Here is an 11809-nt window from a genome sequence, read left to right as displayed (position 1 = left end):
CCTTTTATTGTGTATTTGAATAAACAAGATTATCCACTTCGATAGAAAATATATTCTCAACAGATTCGATCACTTTCTGGATGGTATTTGATTCACTAAGTTTAACGAATAAAATACCGCTGATCGCTGAGGAATCGAGTAATCCCTCGATTACATCCCCAGACTTAACCCTCATTTCCACCTCAAGTAATCCGGGTAAGGATTCAAAATCATCAGCTGCACTTACAGACTTAATCTTACCTCTTTTTACTGGCAGCATAAGTTCCGCAAGTTGCTCTTTGCTGCCTGATATAGTCTTAAAACTGTAATTCTCTCCAAGGGAAACAGCAATATGTGCATCCCAGCTGTCAAATCCATTCATAAAACGGAGCATTTTTCGTATTCCGCCCCCACCTGGTCTGCATGCGATTTCACCTGCGAGTAAGCCGTCTTCTGTCAGGAATACTTCAAAATGAGTAACCCCATTACTAATGCCCACAGCTTTAGCAGCTTTCTCATGCATTTTTGCCACTTCTTTAGCAACAGGGTCGTTGTGATCCAGTGTAAAGGAGCCATAGATGCCTCCTGAAGTGTATTCGAGTACTGGTTTTAAATATTGCGATACTTGTACAAAAATCACTTCTCCGTTTTCAATAAAACCATCACAATGCAGTTCGGCTGTGACCTTTTGGAATTTCTCTACAATGACCGGAAACTCTTTTTCCGAAGTAGTCAATGGGTTATGAAGTCTTTCAAAATATTCTTTTCCTTCCACTGAAAAAAGTTCATATTCTGAGAAAAACACTTTAGTAGCGTCGGTACCGCCACCCAAAACTGGTTTCACAATGATTGGCCATCCAACTGAATTTCCTGATGTCAATACCTCTTGAACAGAGCTTGCTAGTGAAAAAGCTGCTGTAGGCATTCCAGCTTTTTCAAACTGCCTTTTCATCGCAAATTTATTTGTACAATTCATAACAGTGTCAAAAGAAGGGCCTTCAAGCCCTAGACATCCCCGTAAATATGCTGCAGTAGGAGCAGCCCGTTCTGATAGGGCCAAGACAGCTTCATACATATTGCAATCCCTTTGAGCTAATACCTCGTTTGCAGATTCTGTTGGATTGTTCAAATTTTTCACGATAATAATGTCAGTGTTTGGAGCGTACATGCTGACAAATCTTTCCTCAGTCACAAATGTTACATGTAAATCTTGACGCGCAGCCAGAGCTTTGGCATGGACTCTGTCACCAGTATTCGTTACGAGTATAGATTTCATGGGAATTGTATCCTTTCTAATATTGTGGCATCTTCGAGATGAACAGCCGCTATGCGTTCATTATTCCAATCTTTAAATTTTGAATCCTCGAATGGAGTTGGATGACCTTCTGAGTTCACATATCCCCATAACGGTTTTAGATTAGCACCCCTTTTTAGCTTCGCACGGTAAGTCCCCATTCCATAGTCAACATGTCGAAAACCATTTTCTATAGCAAAACGGATAACCTCATAATATGCTAAATTAAAATATTCAAACGCTTGGCCAACTAGGCTGAAATCGAATCCAACTGTCCTCGCATAGATCGTTTTTTCCCATAGGAATAACAATATGCATCCTACAGCACGTTCCCCCAGCTTTAAAACCAATACATGGCTATACTCATTTGCAGTATCAACAAGAGTATTCAGTTCTATCGCTTCCTTCTGGGGAGTAGTCTTGTGGCCATATTTATTTTCATGGTTTGCAAATAGCTCTGCAAAAACATCTATTGAATCTCCCAATTTGGCTGATTCAATGCGATAGCCCGCCGAAGAAAATACTCGTTCCTCCCTGCGTACTGTTACCCTGTCCCTCCCTTTCAAGTGAGCTAGGTACTCGTCAAAAGATTTCCATTTTATCTCCAGGACAGCATGAGCCCCAGCAAGAAAAAAGGCGGGGTTCGTAATGTTCTTTTTCAATTGCATAGAGCCGGAATCAGTCATATAAAGGACAGACGTTGAAGCTGAACCCCATTCCTTGCGAAACTCTTCAGCAAACTCAAGCATTGCCTTCAATACTTCATTTTGCTCGGCTTGCTCTATATCATTTGAAAGAAGGAACTCACAAGAGTAGGCAGCACGTGAACCTATGATAAAGGAGGGAGACCAATCTTTCTCGTTGAACTCCCCCTGGGAGCGTTCCAAGAAACGTTTATATGGTTCATAGTATCCTCGTGTACTTGGTTTCCCCCAATAAATAGGCAACACCCCTAATAAGTTCCCAGTACGATCCCGAGATGTAATATAGGCAGTATCACGGCCACGCAAACGTTCGATGGCAAGTAGCCATGGTCTGCTAACGTAGAATGAACGGCCTTGCGAAAGAGGCAGAAACTCCTCTTCCGCAATCTCATCAAGTGAATTGACAATGCTGATTATATGCTTGCAATTCACGTCATTCGTTTCAGTAGAATTGGTAAAAATCAAGCCAATCCAACCTCCTTTAAAATAGAAGAAAGACTGTTCACTACCTTTTTATCCCACTTTCGGCCATCTCCTCTATCAATCAAAACTGCTTCCATTCCCACATTTTCAGCACCTTCAAGTTCATTATCATGCCCATCACCTATATATAAGCACTCGCTGCAGGACACTCCTAATTTTGAAGCGGCAAGTTTAAATATTCTTTCATCAGGTTTCATGATGCCCAATTCTGATGATAGTACAAGGGTATCGATGTACTGACCAAGCTCTGAAGTCGTAATCATATCCCTTACATCACTACTGCAATTAGAAATAAGGCCAACCTTATAACCATTCATTTTTAAAGTGCGCAAAACTTCAATCGCTTCACGATCTGGATTGAGAAAAGCTGATCCATGAATCGTCTTGCGTACTTCCATAGCTGCATTGATTGTTTCATTGGACCATTCAGCGCTTAATTCATTTCGCAGCCAATATAAATACTCTAGTAAATCCCCTGTTTCCCTTTTAGTACGAGTAACTGCCCATGGACTTTGGAACTCATTGTCGTCATAGCCGAGGGTGGCTGAAGTTTCTCTAAATGCCTGCTCCTTAAGATGGTTAGGCAATGGGACTAGTGTGTTCCAAAGATCAAAGACAACACCGGAAAATTTACTTGTTTTCATTTGCCACCTCCGCAGGCATTGACTCGGGCCAAATCACGATTTGAGGATTGTCCAGGTTTGAGTTGTCGATTACTATATCTGAAACTAGGTCAGGACGATATTCTTCCAAATACCTCCGTTGAGCAGGAAAGTATTTTGTATGATACTTCCCGATCACTTCCTCCCCTTGTGAAGGAACGTCACGTATCCAGGCACGCTGAAGAGCGGTTTCTTCGTTTATTTTCAAAAATATAAAGAAGTCTATGAAAGGACGTGTCTCAGGCCGATAGAGAAAAACACCTTCTATTAAAATGATTGTATTTGGAGTTATTCGATAGTGTTTATGAACCGATACGGTGTCAGACTCCAAATCCAGATGATCAATCCCAATTTCAATCTTGCCCAGCTGTTTTATTGGTTCCAGCAAAGACTGCTTAAGAAAATTGAAGTCAATGCTCAACTGGAAGTATTGATCTGGTTCGGATAAATTTTCATTATATCTTTGAGATTTCGGATTATGAAAATTATCAACATGTATCGTTTGGACGTCTTGATCCATCCTTCTTAATTGGTCCGCTAATTCTTTGATTAACTTGCTTTTTCCCGAGGTGTCTATGCCAGTTATCCCTACTACCAGCGGTTGACTCCCTTGCTTTTTTTGGATAATGGCAGAACATATACTCAGGATGATTGCTGATCGCTTGTCTTTACTCATATTTCGCCACCTGTCTGCTTTCATTTGCTGCGGTTAGCATCTTATCCAGGCGGGCATAAATCATTTCATAAAGACCACTGCCGTATGCTGCATTATCTTTGCTATTCACAGGAGTCGGCTCAACTCTAATAACTGAAAGGTTGTCATATTTCTTCCCACCAATCACCACACAGCCTTCTTCATCAGCAAACAAGCGACCATTAGAATTTGTAGAGCGAATAAGCTTATCAGATTCATAGATATCCGGAACATTTCCGTAGTAACCTAAAGCTTGGATGATGAAGCCAGAATTATCCAAAATACTTGATGCATCATTAATTGCTTTTACATTTAAAAGGGTTGCTCCCCTTATTTCCCCTTCATATAAACTGCAGTAAAGTTCCTTGGATTTATGTCGCAATCCTGAGTCCCTAAAGACAATGCCAGTTTCGGGGCAAATATCCCTTTGAGGATTAAAGATCCGCTCCCTTCCAATCACTTGGCTGGTATGTGCTTGCTCTTTACTCTCATACATCAAGGGGGTCAAATTCCTTTGAAGCACAATAATTTCAGGCCTTTTATATACAGGATTTTCTTGTTGAATTTCTTCAGAAATTTCCAAAATCACCTGAAGGGCGGACATTGCACTGTGGGAACATCCAGCGATAACAATAGGAAGATCTCCGATTAAAGATATTTTTTCCGCTATTTTTTTTCGATGCTTTTTACTTATTACTGATCCTGATAGCATCACCTTGCTCTGCCAAGCGGCAAGTTCTTTATGAGGTCTTTCATACCTGCCGGTTGCGATAAGGACATGCTTTGCATGGATTGTTTCGCCTCTATCAACATGAAGGGTGACCATTTTTCCTTCAGTGTCCAGCTCTATTTTGCTCACACAAGTATTCTTCCTGAGTGCATGCTGATCCAAAGAATCACTGATGATATCACCGATCTCACTTAAAGCTTTAGAAAGGTCTGCCGTACGTACAGGATCTTTACATGCAGATATCGTATTTACAGGCAAACTATTTCTAAGTTTTTCAAATGGCCCTCTAAAACTGATATTTTTCAACATACTTCCCCCAGCAGAGGAGGTCGTTATTGTATAGTCCTGGAACGCTCCGGGGCCTATAACATTTCCTTTTTCAATAATGGTAATACGGTGTTTTAATAGTTCTGGAGCATAGGATAGAAAAGTAGTTGTCCTGAACCCTCCGCCAATAATCGCCAAGTCCCACTCTTCTGTTCCTGTTTCAGGATGCTGGTTCGGTTTCAAAAGATCTGTCGCACTCATACTTTAGACACTTCTCGAATAAGTGATTCAAATCCTTCACAAATCATCTCAGCTTCTTCCATGGTTAGAATTAATGGTGGACGGATCTTAAGAACATTTCCAAAACCATATCTTGAAGTACGAATGACCAGTCCATATTCCATTGCCTTATCTGCCAGCCAGTTTGTCAGCTTTGAATCAGGCTTCCCATCAGCATCGTTGATTTCTATACCAATCATCAGACCTACTCCACGAACATCCCCGATAATGGAATATTTCTTTTTCATTTCTTCTAATCTAAATAGGATATAAGAACCAGTTGCTCGGACATTTTCCAAGAATAATGGATCAGAAATAACATCCAGAGTAGTCAAAGCCGCTACAGCCGAAAGTACGTTGGCTCCGTAAGTGAAAGAATGTTCATGGGACGGCAGACCACCAAGTTCATCACTAGCCAGGATACCTGCAACTTGGGCACCGGAACCTCCAAGGCCTTTTGCTACTGTTATAGCATCCGGTTCCACATCAAAATATTCAGCAGCAAACATATACCCAGTACGGCCAATTCCCGTTTGGATTTCGTCCAAAATAAGTTTGATATTGTTCCTATCACAAAATTCACGCAGTCTTTGAAAATAACCGGCTGGCGGCACAATATTTCCACCATTACCTGAAATCGGTTCAACCATAATTGCAGCAACATTTCCACTGCTAGCATATTCGAGAAAATCATCTAACCTTTGAACACACATGAAGTTACATGATGAAGGGTCTTGTCCATAAAAGCATCTGTAACAATAAGGATCTGGAACCTGAAGGCCACCGGGAATCGCTAATGCAGAGTTCGCTCTGCGGAATGCATTTCCAGAAAGGTTCGCGGTCATCATAGTTTGTCCCAGGTGGCTGCGGAATAAGGAAATGATATCTCTTTTACCAGTAGCTCTTTGTGCCATCTTGATAGCACCTTCATTTGCTACAGACCCGCCCGAGACCTTTAAATGTGCCTTGGTTATTCTTTCAGGCGATAATTCAACCAAACGTTTAGAAAGTTTATTAATAGCATCCGTTTGAAAGGATGAAGTAACATGAATCAATTGGTCAGCTTGTTCCTTAATTGCATTAATCACTTTCGGGTGACTATAACCTAAACTTAAATTAAAAGTCGCAGAAGCGCAGTCGATATATTTACGTCCATCTGCGTCGAATAAATAGATCCCTTCTCCTCTTACCATTTTCACATCTGATACCGGATAGTAAACTGCACTAGGATCGCTGGATTCTAGTGATAGAATTGTATTTTCCGCCAAATTATTCACCTCGAAATATATTGTTTGTCACTTCAAATAAATACTTTATATGGGAGAGCCGTATCTATAAGAGCTACCCATCAATATTTTTTTATTTTCTGACAACAACAACAATATATGGGATTCGGCAGGATTCACCAACTTATTCTAATGGGTTTAATTGTTCATATTCATTAAAATAAAGATATTTTCTAGCTTTTTTATAGCTTTTTTATAAAAAAATATTCTTTTAGTAATATTTCGCTAAATACTTTTTCAATTACGCCATAAAATTAACAAATCTCCAGATACCTTAAATGCGATAATCATACGCTTTTCTGTTGCTAGTTTTGAAGTGATCGAAGAAACTATTGTATACCCGTATTGTTCGAAGAAATCTTCCACTTTTCAAGTTGTAGGTTTCTAGAAAAAGAGTTGAAAGATGAAGCTTCCTCACTTCCATTCTTCATCAATATCCCAAGCCTCGACAAGCTCGCTCTCACTCCTCAAAGGGAGTTACAGATTTCTCCACTAACGCCTATAAGCTGCTGAGCATCATGGAACTATTCAGGTAGGACTTACCAACTGCAATTAAGGACTCAACAGGATACGCCAAATAAAAAAACCACCCAAGAATTCTGGATGGTTTCCTAAACTTTGTTATTCATGATTTAAATTATTTTGATTTTGAGAATTTATTTTTTATAGAAGACACTGCTATTTAATGATTCATTAAATAAACTGATTTTTTCATTTACTTTTTTCAAGTATGAGTCTTTCCCATATAAATCAAAAATTGTCCGTGCTTGTTCAAGATTTCTTATACTGTCATTAATCTTGCCAAGTTCATTTAAAATTAATCCTTTTTGATATAGTAGTTCACCAAACAAATAACTGGAATCATTTTCGATAGCTAAGTTTAACCCTTTATTAACTACCTGCAGTGCATTCGCATTTTCTTTCAATTTAAATATGACCTTACTTAAATTGTAATTGATTCTTACAAGGATTTTATAATCCATGGGATACAAGGATTTCCTGAAAATATCCGCAGCATTTAAAAAAGAGTTTCTTGCATTTTCCCAATCTTCCATTTCACCATATATTATCCCGATACTATTAATAATTTGGATATCTTGTGCCGTTGCCTGGATTGATTCTTTTAATTTCAGTGCATTATTTAGTATTTTTATAGCATTTGAGGCATCATCATTTAAATAATAATCACTGATTCCTCTATGCCAATAAATAAACTGTTTCTCTTCAATATTTTGAAAAGAAGGATGTTTTTCCAGTTTATTTATTAATCTCTTTACTTCTTTATAATCTTTTTCTTTTATCATTTTACGAATTTCATCTTTGGTTTGTACTATAAACTCATAATGTTCCTTGGATATTTGATTAATAAAATAATTCGAATTAACCCCTAGTCTTTCTGATAACTTAATCAGTGTATGTATATAAGGACTAATCTCCCCATTTTCTATCTTACTAATTTGTGATTGACTACATATGCCCTCAGCTAATTCTTTTTGACTAATCCCCAGGGTTATTCTAATTGAATAGATCGATTGCCCTAAGTTCTTGAAATTAAACTCTGGCATTAATAAATCTCCTCCCACCTTACAAATATTCCTAAAAGAATAAAATATACAGATTTTTAACAAGAATAGGTATAAAAACAGATAAATTGACCTAATATGACAAAAAAATTTAAACACATAAAAATAGTAAAAATGTTATATTCCTACAGAGGAGGCGAAAAAAATGAAAAAAATCACAAAACTATTTATGGGTATTCTTTTATTAGGTGTTCTATCTTTTGGTGCACAAACTGAACAATATGAGGTTTGTTCAGATTATCAAATAGAATATGATTTACCTTTTGAGCATTAATAACTACTACTATTAATTTATATAATACCCTTTTAAATGGAAGCGATTAAGACTTATTTATATTTTTCTGCACAATAATAGAATGACCACAGCATATTAATCTTGAAGGTAGAAGAATATTAGTTTTTTAGGAAGAATCCTTCTTAAAATTTGTTACTTTTACTCTCAAAAGTAAGATTCGGTTTTTAAATTTCTACTAGTGTGCCCCTAAAATAACTTCTGAGGCCAACCACAAATACTGCAGACAAACTCGATTTCCCTCGAGTTTGTCTACAGTATTACGTGGAGGCAGCGAATCTTCTGCTTGTTTCTATTTTTATGGTTTGTTGCTTAACCTAACACTATCGATAGGTAAGTATTAGACTTCAATAAATTAATTCAAGATAACTAAATTTGCTTGTTCAATGGGTGAGACTGTTTCAATATAATAATCTTCCGCTTTCCAGTATCTCATTTTAAATTTACTAATATTTTTTTGTGTTACAGCACTTTCACGTTTTAATCTTCTATCTCTTGCACTATCCAAGTAAATTAAATAATCGAAAAATACTCTCCACTCACTTCGTTGCAAAAATACTCCTTCAATTATTATTAGACAAGTATCAGGCATTTCCACTACCTGTAATTGTTGTGTGTCGGAATTACAATCATACTGTAGTAGGTGCAGTTCCTTAGCTACTTTTAGTTCTTTAAATAAATTATCTTTTAACCACTCAACATCCCATTGCAAATAATAATACTCATACCACTCATCATAAGTAGTGTTGTATCGCCTTTTTCGCTCAACTATATAATCGTCTAAATGAAAGATACAGACAGAAACGTTTTTTTCACGAAGATAATCTTCAACTTTTTTTACAAGTGTTGTTTTTCCTGAACGACTTAGACCATCTATTCCGAGAATAAACCTTTGACCTTGCTCCATTTCGGGAATTACTTTAAGTATAGCGAGAAGCTTATTTTCCAAGTACATCCCCCTCTAATTATTTCTATATTTTTTAAAATTATGGATTTCAATAACAAATAAACCATTTACCATATTAACATAAAATCCCATAATACCTTAAAAAATCCCCAGCATTTTAGATTTTTTCTCATATCTTTTGTTAAAATATTTAGTCAAATAATTCCTATAATTATACTAAGATTACTATAACAGCTGGTTTAGAGTTATCTTAACTGACCATTTTTTGACCACATGCTCTTAAAATAGTGCACGAAACAGTGCACAGACTTATTTTATTTAATTGAACTAAATTGACTTAGATTGTTTACCACCAGTCCACAAACCCTTATAAATCAAGACTTAATTGTTTTTAATTTAACTTATTTAACTCAGTTTAACTAGTGGGTTTCCTCTGGCAGCGTTGAGGTCAGGGGTTCGAGCCCCCTATTCTCCACTTACCGAAAACCCTTGCGATTGCAAGGGTTTTCTTTATTATCTGTGCTGCCACTCTTCTGTTTTAATAAAATTTTAATCGAATGGTTTTTCCTCTCCCTGCATCCGAATTTCCCATTTTTCCTTCCTGAGAAAAATCCCCAAAACGACTGACGATAGGAAAGGCTTTGACTCAACGAATGCCGACAATATCGGCCAGGTGATAGCACCATCCACCCTAACACCAAAATTGCTTATATCTCTTCTTAATGTGCTCGGTCATTCCGTTTCATCCCCAAACCGGAAATCAGGTGAGCTCGTTGCAAACTGTTCCATTTTCGGAAGCAGCTGTTTCTCCAGCTTCTCCACTATTCTAAAAATACTAAAAACTTAATTGACTTGTGAAGAGCAAGTATATATAGTATTGAGTATTATTCTTCTTGAGAGTTGCAAGGGTAGAACTAACAATTCTTTTGTGATAGACTGAGCAATCCTTTTATTATGTCCTGTCTTACGAGGTGTTTAGGATAAGGCCCCTCTTTCCTTCTATTCTTTTAGAATTCTTTAAAAAATTCCTCCCAACTTAAGAAGAACAGATTAAGACCATAATTACCTACATCAAGAAGAGGAGAGCAGATCACATGCAGCAAAAAATACCGTTTTCAACCTATGGACTTATTGGAACCATGCTATTCGGAATGTACTTTGGGGCGGGGAATTTGATCTTCCCTATCCAATTAGGACAGCTTGCAGGAACAAATTTCTGGCCTGCTTTAATTGGCTTTTTGGTAACAGCGATTGGCCTGCCGTTTTTGGGTATTTTGGCGATTGGTCTTTCAGGAAGCACTGGACTGCGAGATCTGGCCAGCAGAGTACACCCTATATTTGGTGTTGCCTTTTCAGCGGTTCTATACTTAACGATTGGGCCGTTTTTTGCGATACCGCGCACCGCTACTGTGCCTTTTGTTGTTGGGTTTGAGCCCTATATAAATCCAGGACAGGCTGGCATATGGCTCGGGTTCTTCAGTTTCGCCTTCTTTGCCATCGTTTACTTTTTCTCACTTCATCCGGCAAAAGTCATGGACTACATTGGAAAATATTTAACACCGGCCTTTCTCTTTTTTTTATCAGTGTTAATTGGAATCTCAATCATTAAACCGATGGGGAATTTCGGGGAACCGAACGCAGCTTATGCCAATTTGGCCTTTATTACAGGATTCAAAGAAGGCTATAATACAATGGATGCCCTTGCTTCGCTCGCTTTTGGGATTGTTGTGATCAATGCCATTAAGGGATTAGGCATCACCAATACAAAGGATATTGCCAAAGCAACATGGAAATCAGGTATTTTCGCCATGACATTAATGATGCTGCTTTACGGACTTATTACGTATATGGGGGCATCAAGTGTATTAACAATAGGAACTTACGAGAATGGCGGCCAGATTTTTGCTGCAGTCGCTCAGCACTATTTTGGATCTTTCGGTGCTATCTTGCTGGCAATCATCATAGTCCTGGCCTGTTTAAAAACAAGCATTGGCCTCATCACAGCATGCAGCGAATTTTTCCATAACCTATTTCCTAAGGTTACCTATCGAAGTTTTGTGCTGATTCTATGCATCGTTTCCTTTACAATTGCAAACTTCGGTTTAAACAATATCATTCAATTCGCCATACCCGTTCTAATGTTCCTGTATCCTTTAGCAATCATTCTTATCCTCTTGACGTTATTATCGCCACTGTTCGGCAATAAACATAGCGTTTACGCTGCCTCCATGGCGATGACATTCTTTGTGAGTTTTTTCGATGGATATAGCACATTAGTGGCTAACGTTCCATCCATGGGTGTTTCTATATTGGATTGGGTAAAATCCATATACATGGATATCCTTCCTCTATACGAAATCGGCCTTGGCTGGATCCTTCCCGCCTTCATCGGAGCGGTCATAGGCTTTATTTTGCCAAAAGTTAAATTACCAGCTAGGACAAACCAAAAAGAACTGTAGAATTTTCTCTGCAGTTCTTTTTTCTTTTGCTGTATTCTATCTTTTATTCATTCATCGCTAAATTATTTATTTTGGTTTCTTTGGGCTTTTAAAGCTACCTTTTCAAATCCCTTTCCTCTTTCTTCCGCAAATTCGACATCTGCTTTTGGAAGAGCCGTATTTTTCTTAGATTTATTTTTAGCCACTTTAT

Annotated in this window: 11 protein-coding genes; 2 read left to right on the top strand and 9 right to left on the bottom strand. The window is 37.9% G+C overall.

Translation table 11 applies throughout. The features are described 5' to 3' along the window. Positions 1–4: 4 nt before the first annotated feature. The 7 genes from M3204_RS18160 to M3204_RS18130 all read right to left on the bottom strand — a co-directional run bounded on the left by M3204_RS18160 (position 5) and on the right by M3204_RS18130 (position 7943). On the bottom strand, positions 5–1255 hold the full coding sequence (locus M3204_RS18160; protein ID WP_251485394.1) for an ATP-grasp domain-containing protein: 1251 nt from the start codon (positions 1253–1255) through the stop codon (positions 5–7). Next, positions 1252–2442 carry a GNAT family N-acetyltransferase gene (locus tag M3204_RS18155; RefSeq protein WP_251485392.1) on the bottom strand — a complete coding sequence of 397 codons (1191 nt, stop codon included), beginning with the start codon at positions 2440–2442 and terminating at the stop codon, positions 1252–1254. Before M3204_RS18155 ends, M3204_RS18160 begins: the two co-directional genes overlap by 4 nt. Beyond that, on the bottom strand, positions 2439–3104 hold the full coding sequence (locus M3204_RS18150) for an HAD family hydrolase (protein WP_251485390.1): 666 nt from the start codon (positions 3102–3104) through the stop codon (positions 2439–2441). Before M3204_RS18150 ends, M3204_RS18155 begins: the two co-directional genes overlap by 4 nt. Further along, entirely contained in the window at positions 3091–3798 is a 708-nt protein-coding gene (locus M3204_RS18145) for a hypothetical protein (RefSeq protein ID WP_251485388.1), read from the bottom strand. Before M3204_RS18145 ends, M3204_RS18150 begins: the two co-directional genes overlap by 14 nt. Continuing rightward, positions 3791–5074, bottom strand: a complete 1284-nt coding sequence (locus M3204_RS18140; RefSeq protein WP_251485386.1) for an FAD-dependent oxidoreductase — start codon at positions 5072–5074, stop codon at positions 3791–3793. The genes M3204_RS18145 and M3204_RS18140 overlap by 8 nt, the downstream gene beginning before the upstream one ends. Beyond that, entirely contained in the window at positions 5071–6285 is a 1215-nt protein-coding gene (locus M3204_RS18135) for an aspartate aminotransferase family protein (RefSeq protein ID WP_285857058.1), read from the bottom strand. The genes M3204_RS18140 and M3204_RS18135 overlap by 4 nt, the downstream gene beginning before the upstream one ends. Before the next feature lie 749 nt (positions 6286–7034). Then, positions 7035–7943 carry a helix-turn-helix domain-containing protein gene (locus M3204_RS18130; protein ID WP_251485384.1) on the bottom strand — a complete coding sequence of 303 codons (909 nt, stop codon included), beginning with the start codon at positions 7941–7943 and terminating at the stop codon, positions 7035–7037. A 163-nt stretch (positions 7944–8106) separates the two neighbouring features. Here M3204_RS18130 and M3204_RS18125 point away from each other — a divergent pair, with 163 nt between their 5' ends. Continuing rightward, positions 8107–8235: a Phr family secreted Rap phosphatase inhibitor gene (locus M3204_RS18125; RefSeq protein WP_251485382.1), complete on the top strand. Its 129-nt coding sequence runs from the start codon at positions 8107–8109 to the stop codon at positions 8233–8235. Between the two features lie 373 nt (positions 8236–8608). Here the strand turns inward: M3204_RS18125 and M3204_RS18120 are convergent, their stop codons facing one another. Next, positions 8609–9208, bottom strand: a complete 600-nt coding sequence (locus M3204_RS18120; RefSeq protein ID WP_251485380.1) for a kinase — start codon at positions 9206–9208, stop codon at positions 8609–8611. 1046 nt (positions 9209–10254) lie between these two features. Here M3204_RS18120 and brnQ point away from each other — a divergent pair. Continuing rightward, positions 10255–11619, top strand: a complete 1365-nt coding sequence (gene brnQ / locus M3204_RS18115) for a branched-chain amino acid transport system II carrier protein (RefSeq protein WP_251485377.1) — start codon at positions 10255–10257, stop codon at positions 11617–11619. A gap of 62 nt (positions 11620–11681) precedes the next feature. On the opposite strand, the gene M3204_RS23775 is transcribed toward brnQ, so the two are convergent. Beyond that, positions 11682–11804, bottom strand: coding sequence for a hypothetical protein (locus M3204_RS23775; RefSeq protein ID WP_285857052.1), 123 nt, complete (start codon positions 11802–11804; stop codon positions 11682–11684). Between the last annotated feature and the right edge of the window lie 5 nt (positions 11805–11809).

The sequence above is a fragment of the Mesobacillus subterraneus genome, from assembly GCF_023715485.1.
GTDB classification, from domain to species: domain Bacteria; phylum Bacillota; class Bacilli; order Bacillales; family Cytobacillaceae; genus Mesobacillus; species Mesobacillus subterraneus_B.
This window is presented reverse-complemented; position numbering and strand designations above follow the sequence as displayed.

Coding starts and splice junctions, on each gene's coding strand:
- M3204_RS18130 (WP_251485384.1), bottom strand. CDS start 7,943: ATGCCAGAGTTTAATTTCAAGAACTTAGGGCAATCGATCTATTCAATT.
- M3204_RS18125 (WP_251485382.1), top strand. CDS start 8,107: ATGAAAAAAATCACAAAACTATTTATGGGTATTCTTTTATTAGGTGTT.
- M3204_RS18150 (WP_251485390.1), bottom strand. CDS start 3,104: ATGAAAACAAGTAAATTTTCCGGTGTTGTCTTTGATCTTTGGAACACA.
- M3204_RS18140 (WP_251485386.1), bottom strand. CDS start 5,074: ATGAGTGCGACAGATCTTTTGAAACCGAACCAGCATCCTGAAACAGGA.
- M3204_RS18135 (WP_285857058.1), bottom strand. CDS start 6,285: ATGGTAAGAGGAGAAGGGATCTATTTATTCGACGCAGATGGACGTAAA.
- brnQ (WP_251485377.1), top strand. CDS start 10,255: ATGCAGCAAAAAATACCGTTTTCAACCTATGGACTTATTGGAACCATG.
- M3204_RS18120 (WP_251485380.1), bottom strand. CDS start 9,208: ATGTACTTGGAAAATAAGCTTCTCGCTATACTTAAAGTAATTCCCGAA.
- M3204_RS18160 (WP_251485394.1), bottom strand. CDS start 1,255: ATGAAATCTATACTCGTAACGAATACTGGTGACAGAGTCCATGCCAAA.
- M3204_RS18145 (WP_251485388.1), bottom strand. CDS start 3,798: ATGAGTAAAGACAAGCGATCAGCAATCATCCTGAGTATATGTTCTGCC.